The sequence below is a fragment of the Providencia rettgeri genome, from assembly GCF_023205015.1.
In the GTDB taxonomy this organism is placed as follows: Bacteria; Pseudomonadota; Gammaproteobacteria; order Enterobacterales; family Enterobacteriaceae; genus Providencia; species Providencia rettgeri_E.
The window spans coordinates 1,020,512-1,036,843 of record NZ_CP096258.1 but is presented as its reverse complement, the minus strand read 5'-3'; the positions used below and the strand labels follow the sequence as shown (position 1 = coordinate 1,036,843).

Sequence of the window (16,332 nt, the reverse complement as noted above, 5' to 3'; positions counted from 1 at the left end):
GAAAATACTTTAATGATAAAACTATGGCTAAATTTAATATTTTTCACTATTTAATTATTATCTCCTATCTATCTGGTGTCTCTGCTATGGCCTCTTCTGTAGAGTTTAATACCGATATGCTAGATACTGAAGATACTGAGAATATTGACTTTAGCCAATTTTCTCAGGCTGGATTTATTATGCCTGGTGCTTACTACTTAACCCTTAAAGTTAATAATGAGCGCTTAGGTAATGCACAAGATATTCGGGTCGCCTCTTCAATATCAGCAGAAAGTACTCTATTTGATATCATCTGTTTACCATCTAACACACTAAGTAAATTAGGATTAAATGATAAAGGATTACAATTAGTTAAATATCGCGACAATGATCAATGTATAGACTTATCAGATTTAGAAGGAACAACTTTAAATGTTGATTTATCAACATTAACACTCTCGTTAGTATTACCCCAAAGCTACTTAGAGTACACCGACCCAAGCTGGATCCCACCAACCCGTTGGGAAGATGGGGTTAATGGCTTTTTACTTGATTACACATTAACAAGCTCTTGGACTCGCCAGAATAGTGGCTCCAAAGAAACTTATCTTTCTGTTAATGGTACAACTGGATTGAATATAAGTTCATGGCGACTTAGAGCTGACTACCAAGCTAACTATAGGAAATCATCTGGTAATTATAATAGCCAATATAGTGATGCTATCGTCAGCCGTATTTTTGCGTATCGATCATTAACCAATATTGCGTCGCTTTTAACGGTGGGTGAAAACTATTTTTACTCTTCTATTTTTGACTCATGGCAATATACCGGTTTATCGTTAGAAACCGATGAAAATATGATGCCCCCTAAATTAACAGGGTATGCACCTGAAATTATTGGTATTGCACAAACCAATGCAACCGTAATTGTCAAAAGCCGTGATCGTATCGTATTAGAAACTACGGTTCCCGCAGGTCCGTTCCAAATCCAAACATTGGACAGCTCTATTCGTGGAGTCCTCGATGTCACTGTACGCGAAGAAACCGGTGAAGAACAGAAATTCAGTATAACCACTGCGGCTTTGCCTTACTTAACACGCCCAGGGCAAATCCGTTACAAATTTGCAGCAGGTAAACCGCGTTACAATGGCCGCCAACTTGAGGGAGATCTCACCGCCTCTGGTGAGTTTTCATATGGGCTAAATAATATTTGGTCTATTTATGGTGGTTCTATTTTATCCAAAAACTACCAAGCACTCTCTGCAGGTTTTGGTCGTGACCTATTTACTTTTGGGAGCCTATCATTTGATGTCACGCAATCCCATGCTAATTTATTAAATAACACTCTAACAGGACGCAGTTATCGCCTAAGTTATTCAAAATCTTTTGATGAGGCAAGAACTGATATTACCTTTGCTGGCTATCGGTTCTCTGATGAAACTTACCGTACTTTGCAACAAACACTCGATGAGCGTCGCACCGGCTTAGCCTCTCAAGCCCATAAAGAGAGCTATCAGGTCAATATTAATAAATATTTTGATGATTTTTCTCTTGGTGGAAACTACCACTACAACACCTATTGGAATAGCCAAGCTGAAGAGCAATACGGTGCTTATTTAAATACAGCATTAAACTTACCATCAATTGGGTTCAAAAACTTAAACGTAACAGCATCAATAACACGATCTCAGCGAGCAGAATATCGAGATGATGCAATTAATTTATATATTTCGGTTCCCTTGACGTTTGGTAGTAGTTTAAGTTTTTCTGAAGGTTATTCTCGAGATAGAAGTGGAAATCGTTCTGCAACTCATAATGTGGGCTATAGCAACTACAGTGAACAACGTAACTATAATCTAAATATAGGTTACCAAACTGGACAATACCAAAATGACCAGATGAACTTTAGTGGCTACCTAAATCAAAATTTTCCATCAGCTTCATTATCTGCCAATGCCAGCTATGTACCAAACCAATATCACAGTGTTGGAGGGTCAATTAATGGTGGGGTTACCCTAATAAAAGAAGGTATCACCATGCATCAAGCAGCATATGGAGGAACTCGTCTAGTTGTGGAAACACCTGGGGTCAGTAATGTGCCATTAACTGGTGGTGTATATAAAACTAACCGCTTTGGGTTAGCTACTCTACCGAATGTGAGTAGCTACAGGAAAACAACCGCATCGATTAATACCAGCCAATTGCCCAACAATATTGAAGCTCTGGAAACGGTAACGGACGCCACGTTAACTCGCGGTGCAATCGGTTATCGCCGCTTGAATGTCATCCAAGGACAAAAAACATTTGCTCGATTAAAACTCGCTGATGGTTCTTACCCTCCTTTTGGTGCCAGCGTGCGTAATAAAAATAACATTGAGCTTGGGATAGTTGGAGAACAAGGCATTGTTTGGATAATTGGTGTAATGCCTGAAGAGTTACTCAATATTTATTGGGGAAATAAACAGAGATGTACTACACAAATTCCAGATGTCATTCATATACAAGATATCTATCCAACATTAATTTGTCGTTAATAAGAGAACTAAGATGAAATTAAGCACCCTATTTGATATTCGAACCACCGTATTAGCTATCGCCTTGTGGTTTAGCACATCCGCTCAAGCTGCTGTCACGCTGGATCGTACCCGTATTATTTTTGATGGAACCCAGCAATCCATTAATATCACAATACGTAATGATAATCCTGAATTGCCTTATTTAGCGCAATCATGGTTAGAAAATGATGCTGAAAAAAAATTGGAAACTGGCCCTATTATTGCTACGCCACCAATTCAGCGTATGGAGCCAAAATCCACCAGCCTAGTGCGATTAAGTACTTCTCCTGAGATTAGTCAGCTACCTCAAGATAGAGAATCGTTATTTTACTATAACTTACGCGAAATCCCACCAAAGTCGACAGAGGCTGGAGTGCTGCAAATTGCGCTACAGAGTCGTGTAAAGCTATTTTATCGCCCAGAAAGTATCGTCGCCGAAAGTAAGAAAGAATGGACAAAAAAAATCTCATTAACAGCAACATCTAATGGTTATCAGCTCCATAACCCGACAGGCTTTTATCTTACTGTCATTGGTTTAGGTAACAGCCAAAAACAAGCTGAACAAAGTGATTTTGAAGCCGTTATGGTTGCACCACAATCGACGTATAACTTCAAATCAGCCAAATTTGCGACACCTTATCTAACTTATATCAATGATTATGGTGGAAAACCATCATTAGCATTCAAGTGCCAAGCATCACAATGTAGCGTGACTGAATGATTCACACCAAATGAGCAGGACTATCAATATGAAATTACATCACTTAGCGTTATGGATACTAGCAATGCCAGCATTTTCTGCAGAACTACCATTACAAACGACGGGTACCCTGTATGTCCACGCACGTCTGGTGACAGCACCTTGCCAGCCAAAAGTAACAATACAGCGTGATGTAAGTCATGTGAATTCAACTGTTTATCAACTCAATGTCAGCTTGATACATTGCTTACCTACAGCTTATAACCAAACTTGGTCCCCCTTCACATTGAAGTTTGCAGGTCAACGGTATTTAGCATCAACTCTGAATACAAGTAAAAATATGATGTTTTCTCTTCCTACTGGACGCTCTACACACCGTTTGGAGATGATTTATGACTAATGCATTGACGCTAATGCTCAGCATCATTTTTGTATTGTTTGTTAACTCAAATAGCTTAGCAAGTTCGTTATCAATCTATTTTGAAGGAAACTTGCTGCCACTTCGTTGCCATTTATCCAGCAACGATGTTAAAAAAACTATTTTGTTATCGCAGCTACGATTCTCTGAGCTAGAAAAGCACGGGCAGTCCGATGTTTATCCTTTTAAACTTGATATTGTAAATTGTGCAGAAATGCACCTGAATAAAACGGTAAGAATCACTTTAAATGCCAAAAATATAGAAACTTATAATGGCATCACATATTTAAAACCAACAGGTGAATCGACCGTATTATTAGCTTTAATTAATAGTAAGACTCACCAACCTCTGACATTTAATACACCTATAGATATAGGCACAATTACAGAATCCGGTGAAGGCTCAATTAATACTATGTTATTTGGGATATATGCACAAAAACCATTTAATTCCCCACTTATCGCCGGAGGTTTTTCATCATTGGTAACTTTCAACCTAGATTACCAATAAGGAAAGTGCAATGAAAATATTAAAATTGGTGATTATTTTATTATTTATCACTTCAAACCACCTAAAAGCAGATGTCCTTTTAACTTTAGAAGCAAATTTAATTCGTCCAGCTTGTTCCGTGTCTGTTGGACATGGTAGCAATGCTCTAAATATTAATTTTTTTGATGTAGAAAGAGAACTCTTAAGTGAAGGAAAAAAATCTTTTGAAATTGCAATTGATAGTTGTGATTTAAAAAAGAACTTAGGGATTTATTTATCCCCTAAAGAAGGCTCCATTTTAACAGTTAATAACGAGACCGTTCTTGAAACATCAACTAGAGGGCTAGGAATACGTTTCACTCAAGAAAATAATGATGCCGCAATTAATTTACAAATGTGGGAGCCTATTTTCCCAACCATTCGAGGAAGAATAGCTCTATTACAATTACATTCTCAGTTAGTCACAAGCCAAGCAATTGAAACACTCAAAGCTGGCCCATTTAATGCGTCATTATCAATCATGGTTGATTATTATTAATAATAGGTCATTTACATGAAAAAAATATCTAAAAGATCTTTAATAGTACTATTCTTGTTGCTAATCGTACTGTTCCTGTCGCTATTAAGTTATAGCGTAAGCTCACACGCCTTCTTAGGTCCAAGTCGCTATGCTCCATATGGAGGTACCTATACGATAGATATAATACCAGCTAACCCAGTAGTCGCAGATGAGCCCATAATAAGTAGTACGGGTGAGAAACTATATTTAATCGCGCCCCCTAATCAAGAAGGCATTATCGTTGATAGAAACAGCGCTCAACCATCAGGTTCATTAGAGTGTAGAGTGAATTATTTACAAGGTTGGTGGAGCTCCGGTATTGCTGCTGAGTATGCTTTTCATCGTATTTTTCCTTATAAACCAGAAGCTGGGTTTACCATAAAAGGTCTAACTGCATATCGTATCAATAATAGCACCTTTTTTACTCTCCACTCCGAAAAAGGTCTTACCCGAGGTTGGCAAAACATTGAAGCTCTTGCATGCTCTGGTAAACACAGTAGTGATACTCATGCAACTTCATTGTTTACGACTCAATTTCCTTTTGAGTTACGCATTTATGTAAAGGAGCTACCATTAAATGGCAAAATTGTTATTCCATCGGGGATGTTCGCTGGCTATACCCGTATGTTCCAAGACCCTGGGGTTCCTGACGTAAATGTTCCTGCAGATTTAGCGAGCATAAGGTTAAATCTCGCCCCTGCAACAATTTTTTATTCATCAAACTGTAAAGCGAACATCGATAATTTGAACATCAATCATCATCAATTAGATTCTCAGGAATTTGATAGTAAAGTAACCAGTACTGCCACATATCAATGTGAGCGCACACAATCTGTAAAAGTCAGATTTAGCTTGGATTATGTTACTGATAATGACCCACAAAAAAGAGTCCCTCTAAAATCAGGTAAAAATACAATTTATTCAGAACTCTCTCTGTATGACCCACAAAGTAATCAGAGAGGAAAAAAGATTGAAACAACAATTGAGAAAATTAAACACATTCAAATTGAGAGTCACCTTTCAGGTACCAATGCTGAACCTGGTAAATATATAGGAAGTGCTTGGTTAATAGCAAACTACTTATAGTTTAATTAATGATATAAACATGATAATGCTCTCCCGTGCAATTTTTATCGCTATATTTATTATTTGGCTCCTTGCCAGCCTTATTTATATCGATAGTTTAGGTAGTTTGAGACAATCGCTGCCTCAGAATATTATTAGCTGGTTAGTTATCAGCTTAATAATATCCATTATTGCACTTACCGTTTTTTATCATAAAATAAAAATCCTCATTACATTACCGGCTATTTGTTATTGTTTATCACTGATTATTTTAATAATTGAACTCACCACACAGAAAGGGAAAAATAGTGACATTGATTTTTGGTACTGGCCTGGAATAACAATCGGGGTATTATTATATATCTCAGGATTACAAGTGAGAAAAAAATGGTTTATTCAATCATCTTGTATCTACTGCTATATAATAATTAGTGTAGTTCAAGTATTTCTGACTGCGTATCAATATATATTTGAAGCAGATATTTTTTATCTTGCCTCTGGTATGCGGTCAAATGGGCTATCACAACAAGTCAATATATTATCAGTCAATATGGCCACTGCGTGTTTGTTATCTTTGATGACACTGGTTTTGTCTCAATTTTCTTTATCATCTGAAAAGCATGAGAAAATAAGAGCCGTTTTACTTGGAGTCTGTATTCTGCTGTTTACACTGGTTTTAGTGGTATTACAGTCTATCATTGCATGGCTAAGCTTTGCCGTATGTGCATTTATTTTTATCTGTCTTTTTTATAAAAAAAATCAACTCAGAACTAGTGCCAGTTACTTTATTATAGCCATTGCGGTATTTATTGGAATTTACTTAATAAAACTATGCCCTCAATATATAGCTATTGATGTGATTAACCAATTTCATTTAAAACAAATGCTACGTTTTTCTATAACCCTATTTTTAGAAAAACCTTATGACGCATGGGAACAATCATTTTTATTTGAAGATAACGATACAAGGACAGCAATTCCATTTCTAAGCCCTAAAATGTATATTGTCCCACACCCTCACAATGACATTTTACTCTGGGTAATGAGTGGCGGATATATCAACTTATTATTTATGTCTTTATTATTAACAGGGGGGATTTATGTCATATTTCAATCTTTTATAAAATATAAAACAAATGGTAATGGTTATCCTCTAGCACTAATATTATCAATAACACCAGTAATTATTTATAGTAATCTTGAATACCCTTTTTTACTGTCAGTATTACATTGGGGAATTATTATTTTATTCTTATCTTTTTCTGATGCTGCATTTGCATTAGAAAACCAAAAAATACTTTATATTAACAAGCAACTATCATCTATTTTAAGCCTAATTACATTTATTTTTGGAGCGGGTATTTTCATCATTGGACTATTTTTATTTAATGGAGAAAAACCTTTCTATTAAAACTAACATTAACAAAACTTAATAACTAAAATATCTAACCTTACTATTTTAGTTAAAAAAGTAAAGATAGAACCATATAAAAATTATTAGCACTAACCTAGTGCATATATATCAGGACAAAATCATGAGAATATATCAAACTGAAATTTCAAATAGCTACATTGGTTTTCAACTTCGCAAACGTCGCCTACAAATGGGATGGACCGCTCATACGCTAGGCCAAAAATCAGGGTTAAGCCAACAACAAATCTCCCGTTATGAACGTGGCACGCAGAATTTTACGATCCATCGACTCTGTATATTTGCCAATGTATTGCAGTGTGACCTAGATTATTTTCTCGAACAAAATGTCTATGGTAACCAATCGTTTGCAGATATAAATCTTTAAGCACTATTCAAGAGTATGATCTGATCTTGCCATTAAACAAGATCAGATTTTCTTTATTCTAACCTAACTTTCATTCTTTTCTGATTGCATAAGCCACAAGGCTCTTATATTTTTAATTCAAGCTACATATCATGGAGTTAAAAGGCACCCAAATGACCATCACACTTATTGTTGTATTTATTTTGCTATTATTGGCCGTAGGCTGGGGGGTCTCTATTTATAACCGCCTAATCAACGCCCGTAATCAAGTCAGCAACCAATTTGCTAATATTGATGTTATTTTAAAGCAGCGTGCAGACCAAATCCCACAACTCGTTACCATTACAGAAAAAGCAATGGAACATGAGAAAGCATTATTTACCTCATTAAGTGATGCACGCCAACGCTATTTTAATGCCCAAAATATGAATGAAAAAATTGCGGCATCAAATGAAATGAACCGTGCACTCAGCAATCTTGTTGCCATTGCAGAAAACTACCCTACGTTGATCTCTGGAGAGCAATTCACACAACTACAAATCGCCTTAAGTGAAGTTGAAAATAAAATTGCTCAACGACGTGAAAGCTTTAATGATGCAACAACAGAGTACAATACCGCGATACAAATGTTTCCAGATAGCCTGATTGCGAATGCCTTTCGTTTTACAGCTCTGCCATTACTTGATATTTCTGAAGATGAGAAAAAATATCAAGGTGTCCAATTTAAATGATGTCAGTGTAAAGGTACGAATACGTGAATATGTATTTTTTACTCGGAGCCGTCATTGGCGCTTTAATTTTATTTATCGATAACAAATTTTCGATAAATAAAAAAATAAATTGGGGCATCATCCCGTTTATTAGTGTTGCTTGCGGTATGTGGTACTCACTATCTCCTGCTATAGGCGACTATGCCAGAATTATTTATTACGTCATTGTACTCGTCATCACCTTTTTTATTACCCGTAATGTTGTCAAAGCGAGCAAAGTTGGTTATCAACGTTATCAACGCTTACAAAATGAAGGTTCATCAAAGTTTAGTGCATTTCTGAAAGTCCTTGTAGGAATGCTGATCGCCACTTGCCTATTTGCTGGGTTCTTTATCGACATGCGGGTATTTTTTATCGCATTTGTCTTAGCCTTCGTATTTAAAGCAATTGAAAATACACCAACCAGGCGCTTCTTAAAATTCCAGAAAAACCTAGCCACTTCCAAAATACGTTCAATGGCAATGGGGCTTGTGGAAGTTGAAGGAAAAATCACGGCAGGCACTGTCATTAAAAGCCAACTAGGTAATAAAACCTGCTATGGCTCGTTTTATTTTGAATATTCAATATCAAAAGATAAAGATGGTAAAAAAAGCTATACCTTACAAAATAGTCAATGCAACATGCACAGCTTTACTCTAACGGATGATACAGGCTCTGTTAAAGTAGAATGTGACCCTGATTATTTCGTTTACCCGGGCTTAGAGCCTCATATGGATGTTGAAAGCGGTAACCGCCGTTACAAAGAGTATTTACTTGAACCAAATCGCAGTTATTTATTAATTGGTACAGCAGACGCTAACGAAAAAGGCGAGTCGATTATTATACGTAAAGCACCTCATATGCTATTAGGTGTCTCCCCCTCAGACTATGTTGTTCGTTGGAACAAAACGGGTCCATTACGTCGAAACATCGCCATTACTGCCATGATTGCGCTTTTACTGATTGGTGTCATTCTAGTGACCCCAATGGATTACCAAAATGGTCAGCTCAATATGCATTTCGACCAAATTGCATTATTTGGTGATGACTAACATGGAAAAGCTTATTTTTTTCATCATTATCGCTGTTATTGGCTATGTTTTTATACGCTATTTTATTAATATTTATAATAATATTATATTTTTAAAAAATAATTGCCATAAGGCATTCGCGAATATTGATGTGTTATTAAAGAAGCAAGTTGAATTAGTTCCTGTATTAACCCAAGTTGCAGATAAAGCGATGGCACATGAAAAGCAGCTATTTAGTGAATTAATGGCAAGCCGCCAGCGCTATTTATCGAGCACCGCGATTGAAACCAAAGTCGATACCGCAAACCAGTACCCATCAAAAATAAAGCCACTGATTGCTGTCGCTGAAAAATATCCAACACTAATCAGTAAAGCGGTGTTAATGGAATTACAAACCCAAGTAAAACATATTGAAGACCAAATTGCAGACCGGCGTGAGTTTTTCAACCAAACCGTCACACTCTACAATACGGATATTCATGTTTTCCCCAATCTTATTTTTGCCAGATTATTTCGTTTTAAAGATATCCCCCTACTATTTAGTAAACAGGAGCGCTTACAATGATAAGTATCCCTTTTTCTTGGTTTGGTTTCACGGATTGGCTCATTGAGCAAGAGGCTGGGCTGATTATTATGTTTGCAACATTTGGTACGCTACTGTTAACTTTTGTTGTGCTTACCATCCTCAATATAGTCGGGTTAAAAAAGTACTCGCTCTATATTGCTGGCGCGTTATTGTGCTCCATTTTCATAAGCATGATGGTCATGATCCCACTATTGCTCCTTTTCAGTATTGAAAATTCGATTAAGCTGCAACTTGTCTGGGTTGTCATTGTTGCCAGTTGCCTAATTGTATTTTTAAGCAACCGACATTATTTAGATATCTACTTCAATTCCATTGAAAAGAAAGCGAATAAAGAAATAAAAAAACAAAATAAGAAACGTAAAAAATAGCACCGGATCTATTTATATTAAACTCGCTCTGTTTCTAATCGCTGCATATAGCGGTAATGTGAAAATGTCACTAGCAACGCAATAAAGGCAATTAACGCCCCTAATATAAACCCGCCTGAATAGCCTACCGCTGCAGTTAAACCAACAAGCATCATTGAACTGACTAACTCTCCAATGTCCCGTGTGCTTTGTACCGCGGTCATGTCCGTTCCCGCTTGCTGATAGCGCGATGCAAATTGCATCCCCGCTGTCATTATCGCGACTGAGGTGACCCCCGCAGATAACGAGCCAAATGTAATACACAGTGCAACTAAAGAAATAGAAACACCATTAACGGATTGCAACAACCATAACAGTGAAGATAACAAAGCAAATAATAGACCAAATGAGAAAGCACGCCACACACCGATTTTACCGATTAACCACGCCCCACCACCGCAACCAAGGATCAACGTTACCATTCCTCCAGCCATACCCATTTTACCAATCTGCGCTAATGACCAACCCGCATCATTTAGGAATAATTTGGCTAAACCAAAACCGGAAACCGCCGTCACCGCAGAAAGTAAGGTTAATAACAGTAAACGAGGAGCACCGCGGCGTTTAACCGTTTTTAATAGGCTCGCTTTCTCGTTCATTTCCTGCGTTATTGATGGCGTTTTCAATGGGCACACACTCACAAACACTAAACTGAGTAAAGGCACACAAGCTAAAACCCCCAAGGCAAGGTGCTGACCCAAACTTTCACTCATGATCATCAATCCTGCACCACCAACAAAAAAGCCTGCCATCACCCCAGCTATCTGGACCGCATTAATTTTTGATAACATTGTGCCACTGACCTGCTCCGCAGCCATGCCATCTGTTGCAATATCTTGGGTAGCACTGGCAAGTGAAGCGACAAACAACAAGACTATGCAGGGTAAAGCATTTGCAACTGACAACCCGATGGTACTTAACGCAAACATCGTTACCGTAACAATAATTTGCATTGGGATAATCCAACTTTTACGGCGACCTAAACGTTTTCCCCAATGGTTATCAACAAACGAAGCCCATAAAAATTTCACCACCCATGGCAAGCCAACCAATGGTAAAAAAGCTAATGCTTTCAGTTCTCCTCCGTCATGGCGTAAAAAGGTAGGCAATGCATCCATTGCTATCCCCATCGGTATCCCTTGCGCAAGATAAAGTAACCCCAACGTCACCACTAACTGTTTATTTTGTAATAGATCTTTCATACTCACTCCGTGCACGCTTTGCTGTGCATGACAATTTTCGACAACCGAATAAAATAAATAGGAGCCCTAACCCGCCACATAACAAAACGAGATTGATACGAGAAAAAGGTAACGAGCCAAACAAATAAGAGGCGATAAATGCGAATAGCAACAAAATGGCAGAGAGAAAAAGGGATACCATTAAGCTAAGCTGGGCATTTTTACACAGTAAGCTCGCGATACATGCAATCCCCCAAACCATAAAAAAGTGTATTGGCAGTAAAGCAGTGAACCATGGCATTACGGCTAACAGCACACATGTGGACAGCAGCAACCCACCGCAACAGCCCACAATGAACCTTGCGGCTAGGCTATGCATTCTTTTCCAGCACCACATGGCGAGGCCAACAGAAACCAATATCAGCCCACTCATTCCTGCGATAAAATGAAGGTAACTCAATGTGTTACTAATTTTAGGTAGCCATTGGTATTGCCCATAATGCAAAGGTTGGATAGCAATAAAGGCACGTGTCCAAATCCCTTGCTGTGCAGAATCCCGCACGGCAACTAACTGGCGATGTTTACTATCAAATTGATATTGCTCGAAGTTAGAGGTCGATAACTGCCCATTACGCACACCGCCAATTACCCACGTATCACCTTGTTTGAACAAGGTTTGAGGTAGAAAACTAGGGACTGTTTGCTGTAGTGTGCTGACTGCTGCGATGATTGAGCTTTCAGCCACGGGTACGGGTGTTGTTAGTGGCTCAAACTCCCCCATCAGGGCTTTCATGATAATGTGTGAATTATCCGGTGCCGCCCTTTCACCAAGGGAAACGGTTCCGAGTGCGCCTAGCCCCGATAATGCTCCGGTAAACGCAAATAAAACTAACCACGGATAACACCATAGTCCAAGCCAGCTATGTAAATCATGGAGCCACACTTTCAAGTGTGTGGTGCGTGGCAAGTGCAACATTGTGGCTATTCGACGGCGTTGTATCACTAGCCCTGTGATTAATAAAACCGCGAATGCAAAACCAAATAAACTGATAAAAATACGTCCAGGAAAACCCATAAATAAGTTTTTATGTAATGTCACTAACCACATTGTCGGGCTGTCTAATACAACCAATTCACCGTTAATCGCGCTATAGCTAAGTTCGCATCTCCCCATACTTTGGCAGAAAGTGATCACTGGGTTGTGCTGTTCTGGCAATTGGATCATGGTTGCACTTGGTTGCAACGCAAGGAGCTGTTCGAGTGGTAATAACTCACCTGAAAGTGGCACTTGGTTCCACCATAGCCTCAGTGCGTCACTGCCTAAGCTCCAGCACCCGGTGAAAAAGATCACAAACAGAAAAACGCCAAATAGCGCCCCTGCGCTGCGATGTAATTGGTCTAAACGACGAACTAGAGAAGGCGGATGCTTATGCTTCATATCCACCCACCCATCATTAAAAATAATGGCAATGGCCACCAGCTATAACTTCGTACTAATATTTGCCGCCAATCTGATGCACTGAGGCTATAAACCAATAACCCCATCGTGGTGATAACACTTAAAAATATCGCACCATATAAGCGTTCGAGCGGATCTGCTGATGGATAAAAACGTGCTATCAACATCGATAGCACGATCCCACTAAACAGAGTGCCAATAACGGCTAGGCAACTCACTAATTTCATTAGAAATCAGCCTTCAACGTAAACATCACATTACGTGGGTCACCATAGCGGTTATTCCATTGAGGAGAGAACAACCCTGAGTAATAACGACGGTCGAATAAGTTATTGACGTTAACCGCTGCTGTCCATGTTTCATCGATTTGGTAACCTAAACGCGCATTGAAAATCGCGTAACCACCTTGGCGTAAGGTCACTTTGCCATTGCTGGTACTATAGGCACTCTGTGCTTGCATGCCACCACCAAGGCTCCATTTGCGCTCATCCCAAGGTAAATCATAATTCGACCAAACACGCAGCATATGTCTAGGCGTCAATGTGTTATAGGACTCTCCCTTGTTCTGGCTGTCATCACGGTATTTAGTATCGGTATAGGTATAACCCACAGACAGATCCCAGAAAGGTGTTAGATAACCAATCCCTTCCAATTCAAAGCCTTGGCTACGTACTTTACCGCCGCTGATAAAGTAATTATTAAAGCCGCCGGTCGGATGTTCTGGGTCGATTTGAGGGTTATTTTTAATATCGATTTGGTAGACGGCTCCAGACAGATTTAACCCACCATTGAGTAGTGATCCTTTGATCCCCGTTTCCAGCGTTTGCCCTTCAACGGGTTTGAGCATTTTGCCACTCCATGTTTTACCCGTTTGTGGCTGATAAACGGTAGAGTAGCTGTTATACCAAGACCATTCTGGTGAGAAATCCCAAATCACACCACCATAAGGCGTAATACGGCCATTTTCTGTGAATTTTGCCGATGGCGTTTTCACATCCCACCAGCTATCACGAGCCCCAACAATCACAGTCACAGGTTCAATGACTTTAATTCGGCCCATACCATATACGCCTTTTTGTGTTGTCTTGGTCGCGCCAGCAGAGCTATATGCACCAATATTCGGCTTTGGTACACTATGAGGATCCCAACGATACACATTCACAGGCACATTTAAGGCGGGGTCTAAATCTGCGCTATATTGCTTTTCACTGGCATGTGAGTAACTTGCACCGACAACTACATCATGAGTTAACCCCCACGCGTCCACTTTGCCGTTTAAACTGGTATCTACACTGGTTTGTTCATTACGGAATTTATAGGCGCCGCCCATTAGCATCGCCCCATCCCCCGTGACTGGGTCGATATTTCCCCATGCACCTGCATACAGTAATCGGGCATTCACATGTTGATATTCTGCGTTAAGCTTATATTGCCAATCATCATTGATTTTATGTTCAATACCCGCAAATGAACGAGAGGTGTCCCACTTGAAACGATCCCAATCCACATCTAAATAGGTTTTACGTGGCAGATGTAAATCACTGCCATCTTTACCAAAAGGCACGCCCGCCATATTGGTAACAGAATCAATGGTTTGGAATTGTGCGCCCATACGTAGCAAGGTGTCAGGGGTAATATCGATATCGACCGTACCGTACATCAAACGGGTTTGTTGGTCAGACACATCGTAAAAATAATCTTTATCTTCCCACGCCATGACAAACCGCCCACGCACCGAACCAGATTGATTCAGCAGCCCGCCAACATCCACTTCTCCGCGATAACGATCCCAACTTCCGGCACTTAAACTCAACTTGGCCATATTTTCTTTTGGTGCATGTTTTCGCACCATATTGACAGTTGCCGCTGGGTTTCCCATACCATGCAATAAGCCATTCGAGCCCCGCAGAATTTCAACCCGCTCGTATACCGCCATATCTTGAGGGGAACTCGCCATATTCCCTAATAACGCAGGCACTCCATCAATTTCGAATGAGTCAATCTGGAAGCCACGCACATAATAAGCGGTTGTTAATTTCACATAAGGTGCACTGGTGACCCCTGTTGCACGTTGCATGACATCATCAAGGGTTTGTAGGTTTTGCTTTTCAATTTGCTCTCTATCGATCACGCTAACAGACTGTGCTACTTCTCGCGGCTTAAGAGCAATTTTCCCAAGCGTTGTTACACCGGGTGCAACATAGTCATCATCAATCTCTGAGGATGCTGTCACTTGTATAACATCCTGTTTCGGTTGTACTAACTCAGTGTTTGCTTGTACAGACCAACTCACTGTTGCACACAAAAGGGCGCAAGGTGTTAAGCGGAATATTCCGCGTGACTTAATGTTATAAACGGACAGCATTTCCCACCCTAAAAAGTTAAATGATAATTGTTATCAATTTAGCAATTAATGTAATGGGTTACTTTCGACTGCCGGAATTTGTCTATCGTTATCCGGCTCGTCGATGATTATTTTTTGAGTTGATTCGGGGAGATACCAAAGCGTTTGCGAAATGCAACAGAGAAATGAGCGGGGGTATAACCGACTTGGTAAGCTACAGTTGAGATATTCGCATCATTCATACTCAGCAGTTGAAAAGCCGTTTCTAAGCGGTACTCCTGCAGCCAACCATAAATGCTGTTACCGAATAATTGACGGAAACCTTGTGTAAGTTTACGGGTATTGATCCCTAACCGCTTAGCCAGTTCATCTAAACTGGGCGGAGATTCTATTTCCTGAATCAATATAGTTTTTGCCATATGCAGGCTATCAATATCTCTCTGCCGTAGTGTACCCATAACCGCCGAATTCGCACTAGATAACGAATGATGTAAGCATAATGCCGTAATTTCAGACACTTTAGCGCTTAAATAGAGCTGACGTAATGACGAATGAGTTGGGCAAGCAAATAATTGATGCGTGATTGCTAATATATTGGGAGGAATAACCAACTGTAATAGTTTTGGGGAATTTGGGTGATAACACGTATCTGGTAAACTTAATTGCTGCGCATCCAACCATTCAGGAGAAATATCTATCATGGTGTATTTCATGGTTTGTTGGCCATAAAATTGATTATTCAATAGATAATTTTTCTGGCTACCCGATAAAATCAAAGAAGGCGAATTCACTTCAACATTTTGTCCAGCACTACTACGGCACCCCATAGCCCCTTGATGGATAGCCACAATTTTTAGCCCAGCGGCTTGCTCTTCTTCAATACCTAAATCACGGTTAATCAGAAACTCACCGCGACGGATCCGAATAAACCTCCCAACAGAGTGCTCTTCTCGGGCTGAATGCGCTTGAGTGAATTTATCTTCGATACGCTGCTGCATAAAGGCTCTTACCTAGACAAATAAATAAACAGT

Annotated in this window: 17 protein-coding genes; 12 read left to right on the top strand and 5 right to left on the bottom strand. The window is 39.4% G+C overall.

From position 1 onward, the window contains the following. The first annotated feature begins 23 nt into the window (after positions 1-23). From M0M83_RS04460 to M0M83_RS04405, 12 genes are all read left to right on the top strand, one after another. Positions 24-2,513: a fimbria/pilus outer membrane usher protein gene (locus tag M0M83_RS04460; RefSeq protein ID WP_248467701.1), complete on the top strand. Its 2,490-nt coding sequence runs from the start codon at positions 24-26 to the stop codon at positions 2,511-2,513. Positions 2,514-2,526: 13 nt separating this feature from the next. Continuing rightward, a complete protein-coding gene (locus M0M83_RS04455; protein ID WP_125892054.1) occupies positions 2,527-3,255 on the top strand; it encodes a fimbrial biogenesis chaperone in 729 nt (242 codons plus the stop codon). 28 nt (positions 3,256-3,283) lie between these two features. After that, the gene (locus tag M0M83_RS21680; RefSeq protein ID WP_213912916.1) at positions 3,284-3,634 is read left to right on the top strand and encodes a hypothetical protein; all 351 of its coding nucleotides are present in this window, start codon (positions 3,284-3,286) and stop codon (positions 3,632-3,634) included. Next, positions 3,627-4,163 carry a fimbrial protein gene (locus M0M83_RS04445; RefSeq protein ID WP_248467700.1) on the top strand — a complete coding sequence of 179 codons (537 nt, stop codon included), beginning with the start codon at positions 3,627-3,629 and terminating at the stop codon, positions 4,161-4,163. Before M0M83_RS21680 ends, M0M83_RS04445 begins: the two co-directional genes overlap by 8 nt. 10 nt (positions 4,164-4,173) lie before the next feature. Continuing rightward, positions 4,174-4,680, top strand: a complete 507-nt coding sequence (locus M0M83_RS04440; protein WP_248467699.1) for a fimbrial protein — start codon at positions 4,174-4,176, stop codon at positions 4,678-4,680. Positions 4,681-4,695: 15 nt separating this feature from the next. Next, positions 4,696-5,787: an adhesin gene (locus M0M83_RS04435; protein ID WP_213912917.1), complete on the top strand. Its 1,092-nt coding sequence runs from the start codon at positions 4,696-4,698 to the stop codon at positions 5,785-5,787. Between the two features lie 19 nt (positions 5,788-5,806). Then, on the top strand, positions 5,807-7,177 hold the full coding sequence (locus tag M0M83_RS04430) for an O-antigen ligase family protein (RefSeq protein ID WP_248467697.1): 1,371 nt from the start codon (positions 5,807-5,809) through the stop codon (positions 7,175-7,177). 124 nt (positions 7,178-7,301) lie between these two features. After that, a complete protein-coding gene (locus M0M83_RS04425; protein ID WP_125892043.1) occupies positions 7,302-7,565 on the top strand; it encodes a helix-turn-helix domain-containing protein in 264 nt (87 codons plus the stop codon). A 152-nt stretch (positions 7,566-7,717) separates the two neighbouring features. Then, positions 7,718-8,275, top strand: coding sequence for a LemA family protein (locus M0M83_RS04420; protein ID WP_248467695.1), 558 nt, complete (start codon positions 7,718-7,720; stop codon positions 8,273-8,275). 29 nt (positions 8,276-8,304) lie between these two features. Beyond that, on the top strand, positions 8,305-9,345 hold the full coding sequence (locus M0M83_RS04415; protein WP_213913014.1) for a hypothetical protein: 1,041 nt from the start codon (positions 8,305-8,307) through the stop codon (positions 9,343-9,345). Position 9,346: 1 nt separating this feature from the next. Further along, the gene (locus tag M0M83_RS04410; protein WP_213912920.1) at positions 9,347-9,889 is read left to right on the top strand and encodes a LemA family protein; all 543 of its coding nucleotides are present in this window, start codon (positions 9,347-9,349) and stop codon (positions 9,887-9,889) included. Next, complete coding sequence (locus M0M83_RS04405; RefSeq protein WP_213912921.1) at positions 9,886-10,278, top strand: hypothetical protein; 393 nt, start codon at positions 9,886-9,888, stop codon at positions 10,276-10,278. Before M0M83_RS04410 ends, M0M83_RS04405 begins: the two co-directional genes overlap by 4 nt. Before the next feature lie 17 nt (positions 10,279-10,295). Here M0M83_RS04405 and M0M83_RS04400 read toward each other — a convergent pair whose 3' ends face one another. The 5 genes from M0M83_RS04400 to M0M83_RS04380 all read right to left on the bottom strand — a co-directional run bounded on the left by M0M83_RS04400 (position 10,296) and on the right by M0M83_RS04380 (position 16,299). After that, positions 10,296-11,519, bottom strand: a complete 1,224-nt coding sequence (locus tag M0M83_RS04400; RefSeq protein ID WP_213912922.1) for a RhtX/FptX family siderophore transporter — start codon at positions 11,517-11,519, stop codon at positions 10,296-10,298. Next, positions 11,497-12,936 (bottom strand): PepSY-associated TM helix domain-containing protein, encoded by a 1,440-nt coding sequence (locus M0M83_RS04395; RefSeq protein WP_248467693.1) that lies wholly within the window; start codon positions 12,934-12,936, stop codon positions 11,497-11,499. Before M0M83_RS04395 ends, M0M83_RS04400 begins: the two co-directional genes overlap by 23 nt. After that, on the bottom strand, positions 12,933-13,184 hold the full coding sequence (locus tag M0M83_RS04390; RefSeq protein ID WP_125892030.1) for a hypothetical protein: 252 nt from the start codon (positions 13,182-13,184) through the stop codon (positions 12,933-12,935). The genes M0M83_RS04395 and M0M83_RS04390 overlap by 4 nt, the downstream gene beginning before the upstream one ends. Then, a complete protein-coding gene (locus M0M83_RS04385; protein ID WP_213912924.1) occupies positions 13,184-15,322 on the bottom strand; it encodes a TonB-dependent siderophore receptor in 2,139 nt (712 codons plus the stop codon). The genes M0M83_RS04390 and M0M83_RS04385 overlap by 1 nt, the downstream gene beginning before the upstream one ends. A gap of 107 nt (positions 15,323-15,429) precedes the next feature. Beyond that, on the bottom strand, positions 15,430-16,299 hold the full coding sequence (locus tag M0M83_RS04380; RefSeq protein ID WP_213912925.1) for a helix-turn-helix transcriptional regulator: 870 nt from the start codon (positions 16,297-16,299) through the stop codon (positions 15,430-15,432). Between the last annotated feature and the right edge of the window lie 33 nt (positions 16,300-16,332).

Coding starts and splice junctions, on each gene's coding strand:
- M0M83_RS04460 (WP_248467701.1), top strand. CDS start 24: ATGGCTAAATTTAATATTTTTCACTATTTAATTATTATCTCCTATCTA.
- M0M83_RS04455 (WP_125892054.1), top strand. CDS start 2,527: ATGAAATTAAGCACCCTATTTGATATTCGAACCACCGTATTAGCTATC.
- M0M83_RS21680 (WP_213912916.1), top strand. CDS start 3,284: ATGAAATTACATCACTTAGCGTTATGGATACTAGCAATGCCAGCATTT.
- M0M83_RS04445 (WP_248467700.1), top strand. CDS start 3,627: ATGACTAATGCATTGACGCTAATGCTCAGCATCATTTTTGTATTGTTT.
- M0M83_RS04440 (WP_248467699.1), top strand. CDS start 4,174: ATGAAAATATTAAAATTGGTGATTATTTTATTATTTATCACTTCAAAC.
- M0M83_RS04435 (WP_213912917.1), top strand. CDS start 4,696: ATGAAAAAAATATCTAAAAGATCTTTAATAGTACTATTCTTGTTGCTA.
- M0M83_RS04430 (WP_248467697.1), top strand. CDS start 5,807: ATGATAATGCTCTCCCGTGCAATTTTTATCGCTATATTTATTATTTGG.
- M0M83_RS04425 (WP_125892043.1), top strand. CDS start 7,302: ATGAGAATATATCAAACTGAAATTTCAAATAGCTACATTGGTTTTCAA.
- M0M83_RS04420 (WP_248467695.1), top strand. CDS start 7,718: ATGACCATCACACTTATTGTTGTATTTATTTTGCTATTATTGGCCGTA.
- M0M83_RS04415 (WP_213913014.1), top strand. CDS start 8,305: ATGTATTTTTTACTCGGAGCCGTCATTGGCGCTTTAATTTTATTTATC.
- M0M83_RS04410 (WP_213912920.1), top strand. CDS start 9,347: ATGGAAAAGCTTATTTTTTTCATCATTATCGCTGTTATTGGCTATGTT.
- M0M83_RS04405 (WP_213912921.1), top strand. CDS start 9,886: ATGATAAGTATCCCTTTTTCTTGGTTTGGTTTCACGGATTGGCTCATT.
- M0M83_RS04400 (WP_213912922.1), bottom strand. CDS start 11,519: ATGAAAGATCTATTACAAAATAAACAGTTAGTGGTGACGTTGGGGTTA.
- M0M83_RS04395 (WP_248467693.1), bottom strand. CDS start 12,936: ATGAAGCATAAGCATCCGCCTTCTCTAGTTCGTCGTTTAGACCAATTA.
- M0M83_RS04390 (WP_125892030.1), bottom strand. CDS start 13,184: ATGAAATTAGTGAGTTGCCTAGCCGTTATTGGCACTCTGTTTAGTGGG.
- M0M83_RS04385 (WP_213912924.1), bottom strand. CDS start 15,322: ATGCTGTCCGTTTATAACATTAAGTCACGCGGAATATTCCGCTTAACA.
- M0M83_RS04380 (WP_213912925.1), bottom strand. CDS start 16,299: ATGCAGCAGCGTATCGAAGATAAATTCACTCAAGCGCATTCAGCCCGA.